Raw genomic sequence first — 18,221 nt, forward strand, 5'->3', positions numbered from 1 at the left:
TTGGTCTAGTGCCAGTCATTTTACAAGCTGTGATATGTGTCTTGCTGTATAAGATTTACAAAAAAATGAAATAAACTAAAAAATAGAGCAGTCCTTCTTATGACTAGAAGTCTGCTCTATCGTTTATTTTTTAGAGAGTAAATCGTCGGACCATGCAAAGCCATCAAATTGTTCTCCATCATAATATTTTAGTAATTCCTCATAACTCAAAAGTGAGGAAGTCATTTCCTCTTGCTCTTGTTCATCATAAGTAGTGTATAATTTCTTTTGCTCTTCTAACCATTGATAGTAAATCGTCATCAATGCACCGTTTAATGCCTGCTTAGAGGAAGCACTCGCCTGCATGAAAGGATATTCTTGTATATAAGCCGAGTATACTGGTAGTTGCTGCTCATCTAAGCTAATCGGCAATTCTACTACATGTAAATTCATTTCTTGAAAAGCTTCAAACATTCCTGTTCACCTCAAAGCCATTATACTAAAGACGAAACAAAAGCACTATCAAAAAATAGCTAAGGGGAAGCAATAAGTACTTATCGCTCACCTTTCGCTATTCTAATGAAAGAATATTTTTTCTCAATCTTTTGCTTACTGGTGTCTCAATTGACGGCGACTTTGTCTGGAAAGCGTGGTTGTTTTGTCAGCTTGAATCTGTTGCTGTGTTGGTTGATGAATCAATAATTTTAATGTATAAGGCTCATGGAATAGTCGATTATTCATATAAAAATCGCCCCCACGGATAAATAGTCCCACCGGTTTTAGCGCTTCTTCTGCTGATGAGATTCTGACTCGGCCGATTTCAAACAAACGTTGATAACTGGTCCCGATACGAATGACATACTCTTGCGTACCGATTTTGCTAATATCATAAAATGGAAATAGCGTATCTTTAGGCAAAACATAGCCTTCTTTGGTGGTACGTTTGGTTAAAATGCCTGCATTGAGACATTGCTCAATGGTTTCTTCTAAAAGTAAATGGTGATCGCGTCTAAAATCAATGGCCACTTCCGTAATCGCTAAATCTGACTGGGTTTTGGTTTTCTTCTTCTCATTGGTATCCTGAATATTTAACGCATCCTCAGGCAGATATTTGGCAAATAATTGCGTGATATCAAACTTAGAATTACGATTGAAGAAATAGTATAAAGTATTGAGCACGATAAAATAGACTAAAATTAGAAATACTGCACTGTATAACAAAAATTGACCGTAATGCTGATTTAACCATAAGCCGTAAATAATCCGTAAAATATAAAGAGTTGGGAAAACACTTAGAATCGTATAGGCACGATTTAGATATTTCGGACTAATTTCTAAATAACCTAGAAATTTATGAAAAGAACTAATTAAATCAATTAATAATGTCATCACTCTTCCCCTCCTTATTGATTATTTGTTACTGTACTATCCGTTGTTGACTCAGTAGTAGTCGAACTATCGCTACTTGTTGCTGAGCCTTGATTTGCTTGGTTTGCATCCTCATTTGTTACTTGGCTATCTTTGGTTGTCTGATCAGCACTACTATTCGTCGTATCCTGACCAGTCGTTGCTTTTTTATTATCCGTTTTTGGTGTGGTAGCTTGTTTGGTTGAATCACCAGTTGTTTCACTAGATTGCGTCGTTGTGGTCGTCGCCTCTTTCGTACTATCAGTCGTTTGGGTTTTATTGGTACTATTAACGGTTGACTGCGTGGTGGTAGTGGTTGTTGGTGTTGCATTAACCTGACGATAACTCGATGAATTGATGATTCCTGTCGTCGTCGCAATTAAAACCGCACTCGTTAACACCGCAATCGGCTTTAGAATTGGAGGTACTTTTTTCACTGAACGTTCCCTTCTTTACTTATTTTCCTTCTAGTTATACGCCGATTAACTGATTAAAACAAGTAGACTGCTCTAACTTTAGCAGACTCTTAAAGACCATAATAAAAAATTAACCTTTTGATTCAATTTAAGTCCTAAAAAAGTCAAAAATTCCCCTCAAAATAATGAGTGGGAATCGTTAAAATAATTATTCTTCAATTAATTGTAATTTGGTAAAAGGATAACTGCGAACGGCTTTTTGACTGATTGACGCTAATTGTTGCTGCGTTTTTTTCGAATGCAGATAATATTTACCCTCTTTGGTATGCACAATATACAAATATTGCTCCATGTCTGTTTCACTATAAATATGCTCTTTAGGATCTGATTTAGCTGGCGTATATGGTTGAAAAACGACACTAGGCATAGCTAACACAACAAAAATCACTGGAATCAACATCAAAATACGATATTTTTTCCTAACCTCATCTTCAAAGTAAAAGGAAATCCGCTTTTGTAACAAATTTTCTTTTCTTAAAGTAAACTGACTAGCAGTATTACTCAAATATTTTGGCTTAGAATTAGGAATTTTCCTAGCTACACTGACCAAAGCCTGTAAATAACACAGCTTCTTTTTATCAGAAAAATGCTGGGTTACTTGATGGTCAACACGCAATTCTAAAATGTAATCAAACATTGACCGTAATAGATAGACTCCAGGGAACCACCAATAAACAATCACTAAAAGCTGTACAAAAAATTTAAGATACAAATCTTTATTTTTTATATGTTGCATTTCGTGTAGCAAAATAAACGATAATTCTTCTTGACTATACTCAAGCGTAGGCAAATAAATAGCCGACTGAAAAGGATTCATCACTAAAGGTTCGGCAAATTCAGTTAACTGGTACACACCCTGTAATGAGGAATCAGCCAAAAAAGGAAAATCTTGCTGGTACTTGGTGAGCTGATTAGGTAAAATTCGACTAAATCGAGCAATTTTTCTAAGATTATTCAGCTCTCTTAAAAGGAAATAACTAGCTCCTACCAACCAAATCATTAATAAGATATCCATTAAAGAAATCTGCTGATAAATTTTTTGATGAAAAAAATTATAAATCGGTGGCATTATTTTTTGAGAAAGTAGTGTATAGGTCCAAGGCCACTCAAACGGAATCAATAATCTCCCGATGATTGCAAAACATATAAACAATACATATTCATATCTAAATTTGAAGCCATACCTATTCACATGTAATATAAGCGCTAGTAAGCCAACTAAAACCGATACTGTGACTAATGAAGTAAAAATCGCTGCAAAAGAAATAATCACCCTTACTCCTCCAATTGATTCATACGTTCATTAATCAACTGTGCTAACTGTTTTAATTCCTCTACATTGTCTTCCTTCTTCACAAAGTTAGCAAACAAATGCTGAAAATTTTTCTTAGTAAACTGTTGCGTTACATATTCTTCCTTGGTGATCGTCGGAATATAGTATTGTGCAAAAGTTTTGGCTACTTTTTGAATGGATTCGACTGCTAAACATCCTCGATCACTCAATTTTTTTACAACAACAGGAACCGTATTCTTATTGAGTTTAGGATTGATGTCAAGTATATCTCTCACGCATAAGGGACGATTGGCTTGCCAAAAAACCTCTAGGACTTCCTGTTCTTTTTTGGTAAATTTCATCATTTCATTTTCCTTTCAAATACATTTCGGATATATTTTATTATATATGAATCTAAAGTTCAACTTTCTGATAATAGTTACTAGACATTAACTAATCATTCAATCTAAAAGCAAAAAAGACGAAATATTCCTGTTATTTATCTTTGAAGTCGAATAACAAAAGGCTTGTTTATCAAGAAAAAAACGGTTACAATAAACTTAAGTGATTAACATAAAAAAATATATTCGATTCTAAGGAGGAATGAAACATGAAAAAGCGTCGAAATATCCTTATCGGGTTAGTAGTAATCGTACTAATTATTGTTGGTGGCATCATTTATCAAAAACAACAGCCGAAACAACAAGCTTCCTTTACCTTTAGTGTGAAGGAAAACGAAGGCCTTGAAATAGTTAGCACTGGAGTAAACCCTTCTAGTCAACCCATTCCGATTATCCAAATTGTCAAAGATACTACGCCAGTCACTGTCAAATATCGCTTAGACATCCAAGTAAAGACCGATCGCTATCAACTGACCTTAACGAATTTAGACAGCAAGAGTAAAGAAAAAGTAAATAAACACACCTTAGATCAAAAATTTAAATATTCCGCTTTTGTAACAAGCAAAGCAAAAAATCAATTAGGTTATATCATTCTGACAAATCAAAAAGACGAATTAAAGGAACCACAAAAAGCGACCAAAGGCCAAGTGTGGCTGATTTCTAAAACCATCACCAAATAACTCACAAAGGCTGAATCTTCTTGACTAAATAAAGAAGACTCAGCCTTTTTTCAAGCTTTCTATACTTTGCCCATTCATCTAAAACCATTGCACCTAACAAGCAAAAATAAATATCTACTAACAAACGATTAATACAACCAGATTTTGAGGATTTTTAAATATAGCGATGATAAACACACATACCACCTTATCCCTAATATTGAAATCATAAGCTATTTTGACATAATTAATTTAGAAAGTGATCCTGGCACCATCGGATCTTGTAACCCTGTGCTGACGGTCACTTTCTTTTTTTATATTCTCAGATATAATAGCCAACACGTTTCTAAACGGTTGAAGGATAGAAATGCTCTCAACGTTGAAACGATTCAGCAATCTAAGGCAAAAACAAGCAAATAAAAAAACACCTAGATCATTCTAAGTGCCTCAAGGAATAGGTGGGACGGCCCTTCCCCACCTCTCAGATACCAACGAATTGGTGCGTGTGCGACCGATATTTTTCTACTTCTATTCCTCAATTACATTATACACCGTATTCATTCATTAAACAAATTGCACCCACTCAATAGGTGCAACCTATCTAAACATTGATATGGCAATAATCTTCTGCACCTTTTTTTAAGTTCGTTTCACAAAAAAGCCTAGTTAGTATTGCACCAACTAAGCGAAAAAATAGCTCAAAAACTATTGCATATATTTACCGTATACATCATAATGTACTCATAAGGTTAGTAAAGTTAAAGACGGTTAGCAATTCTCATTTCTGGGGGTGGTGCTTATGAGTGTAAAAACTTGGCAACGCATTCTAAAGAAAGGAATTTGCAAGATGTCTGTTTATGAAGCACTTAGCCTAATGATTGCTTTTGCAACGTTAATCGTGCTAGTGAACAATAATAAAGACAATAAAAAATAGCCGTCTAAACTTTTAGCAGGGTTTACGGCTATTTAGTCAAAAAAATCTATCGCTACCGTCTTCAAACGGTGCTAACCTTCTTCTATTTACAATATATCATGTTTAGAAAAGAGGTGCAAGCGATGCAATCAGAAAACAAGCAAACCATCGCCAACCGTAAGTATAGAGAAAAGAACAGAGAAAAAACCAATCAGCAAGCGTATAAGCGATCAGGCAAACTATTCATTTTAAAATATGCCACTGAGGAAGATTTACAATTATTTGAAAGCTACATCAAAGAAAGACGCGAACAATTAAAGGGCTAGCCTATTTTTCGACTAACCCTTTTTTATATTCCAATATATCTATGCTTAGTAAAATTGAATAATGACTTTTCTGATTGCTTTCCTAGCGGTATCTTCAGAAATAGCTTGTCTTTAGGCTATTGTATATCTTGTATAACCTGTTAACCTATCATCATCAAAATGTTTATGCTGCCTCAAAGCTAGCGACAACTCAAAAATATTGATCAATCACTATTTGTTAGTATACTTACGCCATTCGTCTAAAATTGCTGGCATCTTTGAAAAGCCTAAAGCAAAGGCGCCGATGCCTAGAATACCAAGCAACAAATATAACCAATCCATCTATCTCACCACTTTCTATTATGGGGCAAAAGGTAAGCCAAATTTAAGCAATACAGTGACCAAAAGGACAAATAATAACGGACTTAGACCTAAAATAAATGAACAAATATTCCAAAAGCTACGTTCCTTTTTTTGAAGATAAAGGGCAGCTAAACAAACAACAATGGCCAAAAGACAAACAAACCATGTGCCAAAAGAAGAATCTGTCAAAAACAAGCGTACACTTGGAATCCAAGTCAACGCAGCAACCATTATCCCTAAAATAAATACAACATATTTCTTCATCAAATCACTCCTTTTTAATTACACATTTATTTGTTGAATTTGTAGCACTATTCCTATCATTATTATACATCATATTTATTTATATTGGAAATATTTTTAAAAAACAGAAAAGATTCCTAGCTAATTTTTCATTTAACTACTTTTCTCCCGCAACCACTGCACAAATTTAAAAATTTATGCAATAGTTTTGCGTGAAATTTTGTCATGCGCAATTTTTACACCCACGAAGAAAAAGTCTATCCCCATTTTAAAAAGGATAGACTTTTTTATCTTTGCTATGCAAAACTTTGGGCTTACATCAATCTAGTAAAGCAAATACGACTTCACCTATCAAGGTGAACAGACATTCAACTATCTCCACTACAAAATTCGCCTTATACTTACCCTCCATCGCCGATACACTCCTAATAGTATTGTTACTTAGATTATAGCAAGGCTTTATGAACCGTGCCTAAGTCTTAAGATGGAACTATTGAGTCAATTTCAACACTTTCAAATCCATTGCCAAAAAAAAAGCCCAGGAATCATCCTGGACTTTTTGAGGTTCTATGATATTTAGTGTTGTTACTCAAATTGAGGATAACGCTGAATATCTTTTTTTGTTTGAAACAATAGAAAAAGACATCTGTTTCCTCTATAATTAAGTCGACCAAAACCATTAAGGAGTGAAACATGATGTCTTTCTTACATAATATCAAAAAAACTTGTGCAAGTACAACGAATCTTATCAAAAATATCCTAAATATTAAGGATAAACATATTACTTTTCCTGCTTATGCTTACGCATTTTCTGACGAGAAGGTCCATGGCGTGTTTTCTAAAGTCTTTTCTGGTTTGCTTTCCTACCCTGAAAATCCCCATTGTTGTTCTTCTTGTGGAAAGTCAGGTACGGTTATTAAGCATACGCCTAAAGCTAGTTTGATTCAAATGATTCCTTATCAAAATGTGCCGACCTACCTGCGTTTATACAAGCAACGTTATCGTTGTAAAGCGTGCGGACAAACGTTTTCCGCTACGACAAACATCGTTGATGAACGTTGCTATCTTTCAAATGCATTGAAATTCGCTATCCTACATGATTTGAAGCAAAAATGTGCAATGACGGATATCGCCAAGCGCTATTTTGTCTCGCCTAAATCAGTTGAACGAATCTTAAAGTCTTACTCTTATGAGCTAAATCCTTACCATATGCAACTACCAGAATGCCTGCTCATTGATGAATTCAAAGGAACGAGCGATTGTAACGGGAAAATGTGCTTTATTTTAAGTGATGGACAATCCGGGAAAATCATTGATATTTTAGACGATCGCAGAAATTTCGTAATTAAAGACTTTTTTCTACGTTTTAGTTTGGAAAGTCGAAATCGTGTCAAATATGTGGTCATGGATATGAATGCCGCTTATCCTTATGTCATTAAAGAAGTATTGCCCAATGCATCAATTGTCATTGATCGTTTCCATATTATCCAACAACTCACTCGAGCGTTGAATAAAAAAAGAATTCAAGTGATGAAAGCATTGCGCTATAAAAATCAACGTGCTTACAATAAATTCAAACGCTATTGGAAGTTGCTTTTAATGCCTGAAGATCACTTAAACTTTGAGAAATATGTACAATATCCCTTATTCGATCGAAGATATGTGACACAGACTGAGGTGGTGGATACGTTACTTAGTTTTGATGATGCATTCAGACAGTGTTACCAGATTTATCAAGAGCTACTTGCTTGTTTTCATCAAAAGCAGCTAGACGAATTCTTCCATATTCTTCACACGCTACCTGAAGACTTAGATATAGCCTTTAAAAAATCGCTGAAATATTTAATCAAACATACACACGCTATAAAAAATGCGATACAATCCCCTTACTCCAACGGAAAATTAGAAGGGAAAAACAATTTAATCAAGGTCTTTCAGCGAGTGGCTTTTGGATTTAGAAACTTTAGTAATATGCGAAGAAGAATCTTTTTATACGAAGAAAATTGGCATACAAAACAACCAACTAAAAGAAATTGTGGGGAGAAATCCGCCTAAATCTCTTTCTCAATCAGACTGCTATTGTAACAGGCGAGCTTTCGCTTGTGCAAGGGCTTTGCAAGTGACCGATCTTCGTCTCGGTCACCCTTGCACGCTTAGCTGCCTGTTTGACAAAAAGCATCGATTGAAAAAGAAAATAAAAACAGGAGAGAAAGTCATCGAAAAAATAACTTCCTCTCCCATCGACTTAATTGCCAACAACACTAGTTGACAAAGAACCCTTTTTGAATAGTTCATTGATTTTATAGCAAATCATTATTATTTAAAGCATCCTCAGCAGCTAGTTGTGCTTCAATATCTGAAATACTGTAAACATTTTCGCTAGTTAAAGTAGCTTCTTTTGGTTCCATGTTACGGTAACGAGGCATACCTGTACCAGCTGGAATAATCTTACCGATGATAACATTTTCCTTCAAGCCTAGTAATGGATCTTTCTTACCACGGATAGCCGCATCAGTTAACACACGAGTTGTTTCTTGGAATGAAGCAGCAGATAAGAAGCTGTTTGTTTCCAATGATGCTTTAGTGATACCTAGTAAGACTGGGCGAGAAGTTGCTGGGATACCACCGTTAACGATTGTTTCGTAGTTTTGGTCTTTGAAGTCAGCAATATCCATCAAAGTACCTGGTAAGATATTGGTATCACCTGGATCCATCACACGTACTTTACGTAGCATTTGTCGAACCATTACTTCGATGTGTTTGTCGCCGATTTCTACCCCTTGCATACGGTATACACGTTGTACTTCACGTAATAGGTAAGTTTCAACGGAGATAACGTCGCGAACTTGCAATAATTGTTTAGGATCAATTGAACCTTCTGTTAATGGTTGACCGCGATGGACGATATCGCCTTGAGCCACTTTCATACGTGCAGTAAACGGTACAGTGTAAGTACGAGTATCGGTTTTACCTTTAATCGTTACTTCTTTCGTACGAGTTGAAGCTTCTTCGTTAATCTCGATGACTTCACCAGTTACTTCAGTGATAACGGCTTGCCCTTTAGGATTACGTGCTTCAAAAATTTCTTGGACACGAGGAAGACCTTGAGTGATATCGTCTCCGGCAACCCCACCGGTATGGAAAGTACGCATGGTTAACTGTGTACCTGGTTCACCGATTGATTGCGCAGCGATTGTACCAACTGCTTCCCCTACTTCAACTTCGCTACCAGTAGCCAAGTTACGGCCATAGCAGTGTTTACATACCCCGTGACGAGTGTTACATGTAAAGACTGAACGAATCGTTACTTCTTCGATACCAGCATCCACGATTTGTTTGGCGATATCTTCAGTAATCAATTCATTTGAACCGATAATCACTTCACCAGTATTTGGATTTACCACTGATTTACGAGTATAACGACCAATCATACGTTCTTCAAGTGATTCGATAACTTCATTGCCTTCTTTAATTGCTGTGATTACTAAACCACGGTCAGTACCACAGTCGTCTTCACGAATAATTACATCTTGGGCCACGTCAACCAAACGACGAGTTAAGTAACCTGAGTCGGCGGTCTTCAAGGCTGTATCGGTCATTCCTTTACGAGCCCCGTGAGTGGAGATAAACATTTCCAAGACAGATAATCCTTCACGGAAGTTAGAGATGATTGGTAATTCCATGATTCGACCATTTGGCGCTGCCATCAAACCACGCATTCCGGCAAGCTGGGTAAAGTTAGAGATGTTACCACGCGCTCCAGAATCTGACATCATGAAGATTGGGTTACGTGATTCCAAACCTTCCATCAGTTTTTGTTGGATTTGGTCTTTAGCGGCATTCCATACACCGATAACACGTTCATATCGTTCATCATCAGTAATCAAACCACGACGGAAAGTACGAGTGATGTTGTCCACTTGTTTGTGGGCATTTTCGATAATGTCATGTTTTTCATGTAAAACCATGATATCGGCAATCCCTACGGTAATACCTGCTAAAGTAGAATGTTTGTAACCTAAGTCTTTCATTCTATCTAACATATGAGAAGTTTCAGTAACTTTGAAACGTTTGAAGACTTCAGCGATAATGTTTCCTAAGTCTTTTTTCTTAAATGGTGAAACCAACTCTTGGCTTTCAATCATCGCTTTAATATCGGTACCAGGTTCTACAAAGTATTTATCTGGTGTTTGCACAGTTAAGTTGAAGCCACTTGGTTCGTTTAGATAAGGGAATTCTTGTGGCATGATTGAGTTAAAGATAATCTTACCAACAGTAGTTACCATTAACTTCGCTTTTTGTTCATCAGTAAATGGTTTGTCCCCTAAGGCATTTGGATTTACGGCAATACGAGAATGCAAGTGAACATAACCATTACGCCATGCAGTCACCGCTTCGTCCATATCACGGAAGATCATGCCTTCACCTTCACGACCAGCTTCTTCCATTGTTAGATAGTAGTTACCTAAGACCATATCTTGAGATGGTGTTACGACTGGTTTACCATCTTTAGGGTTCAAGATGTTTTGTGCCGCTAACATCAACATTCTTGCTTCAGCTTGTGCTTCTTCATTTAATGGTACGTGTACCGCCATTTGGTCACCGTCAAAGTCGGCGTTGTAGGCTTCACATACTAATGGGTGCAAACGAATGGCACGACCTTCAACCAAGACTGGTTCAAAGGCTTGGATCCCTAAACGGTGCAAGGTAGGTGCTCGGTTAAGTAAGACTGGGTGTTCTTTGATTACATCTTCTAAAACATCCCATACTTCGTCTTCTTGACGTTCAATCTTACGTTTCGCATTCTTAATGTTTGAAGCTAATTCACGTTTCACTAATTCATGCATTAGGAAAGGCTTGAATAATTCAATCGCCATTTCTTTTGGTAGACCACATTGATACATCTTCAAGAATGGTCCAACAACGATAACGGAACGTCCTGAATAGTCCACACGTTTACCTAATAAGTTTTGACGGAAACGACCTTGTTTCCCTTTTAGCATGTGTGATAGTGATTTCAATGGACGGTTACCAGGACCAGTTACTGGACGGCCACGACGACCATTATCAATCAACGCATCCACAGCTTCTTGTAACATACGTTTTTCGTTTTGTACGATAATATTTGGTGCATTTAAGTCTAATAAGCGTTTTAGACGGTTATTACGGTTAATTACCCGACGATATAAATCGTTCAAGTCAGAGGTTGCAAAACGGCCACCTTCTAATTGAACCATTGGACGTAAATCAGGTGGGATAACCGGAATCACATCCATTACCATCCAGCTCGGTTTGTTGCCAGAAGAACGGAAGGCTTCCAAAATATCCAAGCGACGGATAGCACGTGTACGTTTTTGACCTGACGCACTCTTTAATTCTTCTTTTAATTCTGCGACTTCAGCTTCTAAATCAACGCCATCTAATAGTTGTTTAACAGCTTCAGCACCCATCGCAGCAGTAAATTCTTGACCGTATTGTTCACGTTTTTCACGATATTCACGTTCAGTCAACAATTGTTTTTTCTCTAGGCTAGTATTACCTGGATCAATTACTACATAAGAGGCAAAGTAGATAATTTCTTCTAACGCACGTGGACTCATATCTAAAACTAAGCCCATGCGAGAAGGAATACCTTTGAAATACCAAATATGAGAAACTGGGGCAGCTAATTCGATGTGGCCCATACGTTCACGACGAACTTTAGAACGAGTCACTTCTACACCACAGCGGTCACAAGTAATCCCTTTGTAACGGATACGTTTATATTTTCCACAAGCACATTCCCAGTCTTTCGTTGGACCGAAAATACGTTCGTCAAATAACCCTTCACGTTCAGGTTTTAAGGTACGATAGTTAATGGTTTCTGGTTTTTTTACTTCACCAAAAGACCAGCTTCTGATTTTTTCGGGAGAAGCCAAACCTATTTGCATACTTTCGAATTTATTTACATCGATCAAAAGGGGTTCCCTCCATTTCCTTTTCTCGCTCGATTTAAACAGAGATAGGAAGGGAAAACAAGCAGGCTTACTTGAAGTGTGCTTGTTCCTCCTTCAAACTACTCTAATTACTATTCTTCAAACGCCTCATCATCATCGTCGGCTAACTGGCTAGCTGCTAACGCTTCTTCTTCAGCTAATTGTTGTGCTTCTTGTTGCGCTTTTTGTTTTTCAGCAAACTTAGTTAGCGCATCAACAGTGATTAAATCATCGTCGTCATCCATATCACGAAGTTCAATTTCTTGATCATCGATGTCTAATACACGCATATCTAAACCTAATGATTGTAATTCTTTTACCAATACGCGGAATGATTCAGGAACACCTGGTTTTGGAATTGGTTCTCCTTTAACAATTGCTTCGTATGTTTTCACACGACCAACCACGTCATCAGATTTGTACGTTAAGATTTCTTGTAGGGTATAGGCAGCACCATATGCTTCCAATGCCCAAACTTCCATCTCACCAAAACGTTGTCCACCGAATTGTGCTTTACCACCAAGCGGTTGTTGGGTAACCAATGAGTATGGTCCGATTGAACGCGCATGTAGTTTGTCATCAACCATGTGGGCTAATTTAATCATATACATAACCCCAACAGAGATACGTCCATCGAATGGTTCACCTGTACGGCCATCATAAAGGATGGTTTTCGCATCACGCGCTAAACCAGCTTCACGAACCGTTTCCCATACATCCGCATCACGCGCACCGTCAAATACTGGCGTAGCTACGTGGATACCTAACGCACGCGCAGCCATACCTAAGTGTAACTCTAATACTTGTCCGATGTTCATCCGTGATGGCACCCCTAAAGGATTCAACATGATATCGACTGGTGTTCCATCTGGTAAGAATGGCATGTCTTCTTCCGGCATAATACGGGAAACAACCCCTTTATTACCGTGACGACCGGCCATTTTATCTCCTTCGTGAATCTTACGTTTTTGAACAATGTAGACACGTACTAACATATTCACACCTGGTGATAATTCATCGCCTGCTTCACGTGTAAAGATTTTTACATCGTGGACGATACCGCCACCACCGTGAGGAACACGTAGAGAAGTATCACGAACTTCACGCGCTTTTTCACCAAAGATAGCGTGCAATAGACGTTCTTCTGCAGATAATTCAGTCACTCCCTTAGGTGTAACCTTACCTACTAATAGATCGCCATCTTTAACCTCGGCACCGATACGGATAATACCCATTTCATCAAGGTTCTTCAAGGCATCTTCACCCACGTTTGGAATTTCGCGAGTAATTTCTTCAGGTCCTAATTTCGTATCACGAGCTTCTGATTCGTATTCTTCAATATGCACAGAAGTATATACATCATCTTTAACTAAACGACGGCTCATGATAATCGCATCTTCATAGTTATAACCTTCCCAAGTCATGAAGGCAACTAAAACGTTTTGTCCTAAAGCCATTTCTCCATTTTCCATTGAAGGACCATCAGCTAAAGTATCGCCACGTTCTACTTTTTCACCTAATTGAACTAATGGGCGTTGGTTGTAGCTAGTTCCTGAGTTTGAACGACGGAATTTCGTTACTTGATAAATATCTAAAGTACCATCTTCACGACGTACACGGATTTCACGGGCATCTACATATTCAACAACCCCGTCATGTTTACATAATAAAGCAGCTCCTGAGTCATGGGCTGATTTATATTCCATACCAGTACCTACCCAAGGTGCTTTAGGGTTGATTAGTGGCACAGCTTGACGTTGCATGTTCGCACCCATCAAGGCACGGTTAGAGTCGTCGTTTTCTAAGAAAGGAATACATGCAGTCGCCACCGCAACTACTTGTTTAGGTGATACGTCCATGTAATCTACTTTTTCAACGGCTACTTCTAAGTTTTCACTGGTTGCACGTGCCATAACAACTGGTTCAGCAAAGGTACCATCTTCATTTAATTTACTGTTGGCTTGGGCTACAACATAGTGGTCTTCGATATCGGCAGTTAAGTAGTCGATTTGATCAGTTACTCGACCAGTTTCACGGTCTACCCGACGATAAGGTGTTTCGATAAAACCGTATTTATTTACTTTCGCATAAGAAGCCAAACTATTGATCAGACCAATGTTTGGACCTTCTGGTGTTTCGATTGGACACATACGACCATAGTGAGAGTAGTGTACGTCACGAACTTCATAACCAGCACGGTCACGAGTCAAACCACCAGGCCCTAAGGCAGATAGACGGCGTTTGTGGGCTAACTCACTTAGCGGATTAGTTTGGTCCATGAATTGTGATAATTGAGAAGAACCAAAGAATTCTTTGATGCTTGCCACTACTGGACGAATGTTAATTAATTGTTGTGGCGTTAAGGTTTCAGTGTCTTGAATCGACATTCTTTCACGTACCACACGCTCCATACGAGCTAAACCAATACGGAATTGGTTTTGTAATAATTCACCTACTGAACGAATACGACGGTTTCCTAAGTGGTCGATATCATCTACTTTACCGATTCCTTCCATTAAGTTTAAGAAGTAGCTCATGCTTGCGATAATATCAGCAGGACGAATCGTACGAACGTTCATATCTGGATAGGCATTCCCAATCACATTGATTTCGCGTTCTGGGTCACGTGGAGAGAACACTTTAATCACTTGAACGGTCATTGGATCAGTTACTACCCCATCTTCAGAAGGATAGTACGTCACGCTATTTAGACCATTTTCTAATTGTTCAGCGATACTATCAATCACTTGGTGGGTTAAAACAGTGCCTTTTTCAACTAAAATCTCACCAGTTTCAGGATCAACTAAAGTTTCAGCTAAAGTTAAGTTTAATAAACGTGTCTTTAAGTCTAATTTTTTGTTGACTTTATAACGACCAACTGCTGCTAGATCGTAACGTTTTGGATCGAAGAAACGAGCATTTAAAAGATTTCGTGAGCTGTCAGCTGTTTTTGGTTCGCCTGGACGTAGACGTTCATAAATATCTTTTAAGCCTTCTTCTGTACGAGAATCACTAGCATTTTTGTGTAAATCTTTTTCTACTGTATTGCGTAATGATTCGCTATCACCAAAGATTTCAAAAATAGTGTCATCTGAACCAAAACCTAATGCACGAACTAAAACAGTTAATGGGATTTTACGTGTACGGTCAATACGTACATAAGAAATATCCTTGCTATCTGTTTCCATTTCTAACCATGCACCACGGTTTGGAATCACAGTAGATCCGAAACCTTCTTTACCATTTTTATCTACTTTTCCGTGGAAATAAACACCTGGTGAACGAACTAATTGTGATACGATAACACGTTCTGCCCCGTTAATAATGAATGTTCCTTGCTCAGTCATCAATGGGAAATCGCCAAAGAAAACTTCTTGAGATTTAATTTCACCTGTCTCACGGTTCGTTAAACGCAAGGTCACATGTAAAGGTGCAGAATAGTTTGCATCATGTGCGCGTGCTTCATCTACATTATACTTAGGTGTCTTCAACTCATAATCTACGAATTCTAATGATAAATTACCGTTAAAATCTTCAATCGGTAAAATATCTTCAAACATTTCTCGTAATCCTTCATCTAAAAACCATTGGTAAGAATCTGTTTGAATTTCAATCAAATTCGGTAATTCCAATACTTCACTGATACGTGCGAAACTTCTACGTTCGCGGTGCTTTCCGTATTTTACTACGTGTCCAGCCAAGCTCTTCACCCCTTCAAAAATCTTTCAAAATAGCTACCAATTAATATTACATTTTTGTTACAAAGATTAAAAATTTGCGACAAAGCGTATTTTTTGCGGCTTAAAGGCAAAAAAAAATCAAAAATAGAAAGTGTTCAAAATCCCTGTTCTACTTTTGTTTTCCTTATGCTACAGCCGAAACGGACAATATTTCGTTCCTACTGATAATACTTTTTGATAGTTTTTGCATCTATATATTATAGATAGAAACGATAGAATTGTCAAGTTTTCACTTGATTTTCAGCAAAGTTTTCTAAGTCTTTTCTTTCATGCTAGAACCATTATTTTTATGGTAAAATACAAGCAAATAACATCAACGACAAGGAGGTGCTTTTTTTAATGAACACCAAGCAAAAAATCTTAGCCTATATGCGTGAGCATCAACAAATCATCTCTGGTGAAAAATTAGCCAATGAACTGCAGGTTTCCCGAACAGCAATTTGGAAAGCGATACGTGAATTAGAAAAAAACGGTTATCGTTTTGACCACTTAGCAAACGGCTATCGTTTATTACCTAGCGATATGATTGAACCAGCTTTAATCAGCAATCAATATTTACCGGCGGAGTTGATTTTTTATCAACCATCCACCGCTTCAACTATGCAAGATGCGAAAAAAGCAGCGATTGAACAACATTTAACACAAGGCTTGTTTATTGCTGACGAACAAACCCAAGGGCATGGGCGCTTTGGTCGTAGCTTCTTTTCACCAAGCGGGCAAATCTATATGAGTTTATTACTGTCACCAAATCAAAACTTTCAAGAATTGCCCCAATATACTATTTTGTCAGCAGTCGCAGTAGCTAGCGCCATTGATCAATTAGTAGGGGAACAAACAGCGATTAAATGGGTCAACGATATTTTTATTCGTGAAAAGAAGGTCTGTGGGATTTTAACCGAAGCGATCAGTGATTTTGAAACGCAGCGCATCAGCCATGTCATTATCGGTATTGGGATTAATTTCTTTATCGCACAGGAGCATTTTCCTGAAGAGTTACGTCAAAAAGTGACTGCTTTATTCCACGAACAACCAACGATTACTAGAAATGAACTGATTCGCTTGATTTGGCAAAACTTTTTTGAATTATGTATCGCCTTACCGGATATGCAATATTTGGATTACTACCGACAAAAATCATTTGTGCTCAATCAACAAGTCACCTTCTCGCAAAACGGTGAAAAAATTACCGGTATCGCCCAAGCAATTACCGATAAAGGGGAACTAGTGGTACAGGCAAAAAATCAAGTATTCTCTTTATCCTCCGGCGAAATTAGTTTAGAAAAAATTGAAACACCTAAATAAAATAAAAAGCTGGAATGTCTTCTACGCTCAACGTGTAAAAGGCACTCTAGCTTTTTTTGAAAGTCAATTGATTACTAGTGAACTAACTACTCTGCGATAACTCAATATAAGGGGATAATAGATGATAAAAACATTTGCTTAACTCAGGATTGGCTTGCTCCATTATGTAAAAACAAGGAAAACTATCTTTTAAAAGATTGCCACATATCCTTTCGTAAGGCGTGTTCTTTTTAAAACGACAAAGATCAGCCACCGCCAAATAATAATAGTATCTTTCCACTCGGGCAATCCAAGTTAAAAACTCTTCCCTTTGATGAATCCTTACGGCAGAATTACGCTCTAATTTACTTAACCCTAGCTGATATTGTGCATAGTGATGCTCATTTAAACGAAAGACTTCACAGCCAACTAATTGTTTAAACCAAAAGAAGTTAAGCTTTCTTATTTCAAAACTTTGCTGTTCTAATAAATGATAAAAGCTGGCCAAATAACTTTGATTTTCTTCTTTAGTAGCATGAACTAAGGAGGGGTGTTTATCGTAATTCACCGCATCAAAATAGCAGAAAATAAAGCGAAACCAATTCATCACTAATTCTTCGCCTATCAGCTCAGGATAAGAAGCAAAACGAATACTTAAATGAAACCTCGAAAGCCATTGACTAAGATAGAGCAATTCCTTTCTTAATTTAGAATTACTAATGTATAAATACTCCATTAATTCATGATTCGTATAAGCTTTTTGTTCTAGCAATAAACGAAACAAACGAAAAGTCGTATTGCTTTTTAACAAACGAATCAATAAAAGATAAGTGGATACTTCCTTTTTAGGCAAAAAAATGAGCTGATCATCCACAAACTTACAAAGGCTCCTCTTCTCGCTATCTGTTAATGGGACTTGGCGCATATGATAATAAAAAAGCTGTTTATTCCAACCATATTTTTCGACAATTTCCGCACTACTTAAGCATTTCTTTTCTGATAATTCTAACATCAAAAGATACCACTTCTGTATATTTGGTGTTAACAACTCCTCTAACATTTTACACCAACCCTTTTAAGGATAAATTTCTACCAATAACTGATAGCGCTATCATTATATCATATAATCCCTGCTATATTATTTATTTAAACCAAATTATTACATTAACCAACAAGTAACACTCAAATTTTCTCGTAGCTAAACGA

At 37.3% G+C, this 18,221-nt stretch carries 14 protein-coding genes; 5 read left to right on the forward strand and 9 right to left on the reverse strand.

What is annotated here, in order from left to right:
- Window positions 1-123: 123 nt before the first annotated feature.
- The 5 genes from RK02_RS09355 to RK02_RS09375 form a co-directional block, all read right to left on the reverse strand.
- Window positions 124-453 (reverse strand): hypothetical protein, encoded by a 330-nt coding sequence (locus tag RK02_RS09355; protein WP_016183996.1) that lies wholly within the window; start codon window positions 451-453, stop codon window positions 124-126.
- A gap of 135 nt (window positions 454-588) precedes the next feature.
- Complete coding sequence (locus tag RK02_RS09360) at window positions 589-1,368, reverse strand: DUF6681 family protein (protein WP_016183997.1); 780 nt, start codon at window positions 1,366-1,368, stop codon at window positions 589-591.
- A 14-nt stretch (window positions 1,369-1,382) separates the two neighbouring features.
- The gene (locus RK02_RS09365) at window positions 1,383-1,823 is read right to left on the reverse strand and encodes a hypothetical protein (RefSeq protein ID WP_016183998.1); all 441 of its coding nucleotides are present in this window, start codon (window positions 1,821-1,823) and stop codon (window positions 1,383-1,385) included.
- Between the two features lie 187 nt (window positions 1,824-2,010).
- Window positions 2,011-3,135, reverse strand: coding sequence for a M56 family metallopeptidase (locus RK02_RS09370; RefSeq protein WP_016183999.1), 1,125 nt, complete (start codon window positions 3,133-3,135; stop codon window positions 2,011-2,013).
- 2 nt (window positions 3,136-3,137) lie between these two features.
- On the reverse strand, window positions 3,138-3,500 hold the full coding sequence (locus tag RK02_RS09375) for a BlaI/MecI/CopY family transcriptional regulator (protein WP_245555756.1): 363 nt from the start codon (window positions 3,498-3,500) through the stop codon (window positions 3,138-3,140).
- A 245-nt stretch (window positions 3,501-3,745) separates the two neighbouring features.
- Between RK02_RS09375 and RK02_RS09380 the strand changes: the two genes are divergently transcribed.
- From RK02_RS09380 to RK02_RS09385, 3 genes are all read left to right on the forward strand, one after another.
- The gene (locus tag RK02_RS09380) at window positions 3,746-4,216 is read left to right on the forward strand and encodes a hypothetical protein (RefSeq protein WP_016184001.1); all 471 of its coding nucleotides are present in this window, start codon (window positions 3,746-3,748) and stop codon (window positions 4,214-4,216) included.
- A gap of 778 nt (window positions 4,217-4,994) precedes the next feature.
- Window positions 4,995-5,129 (forward strand): putative holin-like toxin, encoded by a 135-nt coding sequence (locus tag RK02_RS12475; protein WP_018451684.1) that lies wholly within the window; start codon window positions 4,995-4,997, stop codon window positions 5,127-5,129.
- A 122-nt stretch (window positions 5,130-5,251) separates the two neighbouring features.
- Complete coding sequence (locus tag RK02_RS09385) at window positions 5,252-5,434, forward strand: hypothetical protein (RefSeq protein ID WP_016184002.1); 183 nt, start codon at window positions 5,252-5,254, stop codon at window positions 5,432-5,434.
- Window positions 5,435-5,773: 339 nt separating this feature from the next.
- Here the strand turns inward: RK02_RS09385 and RK02_RS09390 are convergent, their stop codons facing one another.
- A complete protein-coding gene (locus RK02_RS09390) occupies window positions 5,774-6,040 on the reverse strand; it encodes a hypothetical protein (protein ID WP_016184003.1) in 267 nt (88 codons plus the stop codon).
- Window positions 6,041-6,715: 675 nt separating this feature from the next.
- On the opposite strand from RK02_RS09390, the gene RK02_RS09395 reads away from it, so the two are divergent.
- Window positions 6,716-8,074 carry an ISL3 family transposase gene (locus RK02_RS09395; RefSeq protein WP_016182232.1) on the forward strand — a complete coding sequence of 453 codons (1,359 nt, stop codon included), beginning with the start codon at window positions 6,716-6,718 and terminating at the stop codon, window positions 8,072-8,074.
- A gap of 245 nt (window positions 8,075-8,319) precedes the next feature.
- Here the strand turns inward: RK02_RS09395 and rpoC are convergent, their stop codons facing one another.
- On the reverse strand, window positions 8,320-11,976 hold the full coding sequence (gene rpoC / locus RK02_RS09400; RefSeq protein WP_016184005.1) for a DNA-directed RNA polymerase subunit beta': 3,657 nt from the start codon (window positions 11,974-11,976) through the stop codon (window positions 8,320-8,322).
- Between the two features lie 110 nt (window positions 11,977-12,086).
- On the reverse strand, window positions 12,087-15,695 hold the full coding sequence (rpoB, locus tag RK02_RS09405) for a DNA-directed RNA polymerase subunit beta (protein WP_016184006.1): 3,609 nt from the start codon (window positions 15,693-15,695) through the stop codon (window positions 12,087-12,089).
- Window positions 15,696-16,073: 378 nt separating this feature from the next.
- Here rpoB and RK02_RS09410 point away from each other — a divergent pair, with 378 nt between their 5' ends.
- The gene (locus RK02_RS09410; RefSeq protein ID WP_016184007.1) at window positions 16,074-17,036 is read left to right on the forward strand and encodes a biotin--[acetyl-CoA-carboxylase] ligase; all 963 of its coding nucleotides are present in this window, start codon (window positions 16,074-16,076) and stop codon (window positions 17,034-17,036) included.
- 82 nt (window positions 17,037-17,118) lie between these two features.
- Here RK02_RS09410 and RK02_RS09415 read toward each other — a convergent pair whose 3' ends face one another.
- Window positions 17,119-18,027: a helix-turn-helix domain-containing protein gene (locus RK02_RS09415; protein WP_018451743.1), complete on the reverse strand. Its 909-nt coding sequence runs from the start codon at window positions 18,025-18,027 to the stop codon at window positions 17,119-17,121.
- Window positions 18,028-18,221 lie beyond the last annotated feature (194 nt).

This window comes from Enterococcus columbae DSM 7374 = ATCC 51263, from assembly GCF_000406925.1.
Classification (GTDB): domain Bacteria; phylum Bacillota; class Bacilli; order Lactobacillales; family Enterococcaceae; genus Enterococcus_E; species Enterococcus_E columbae.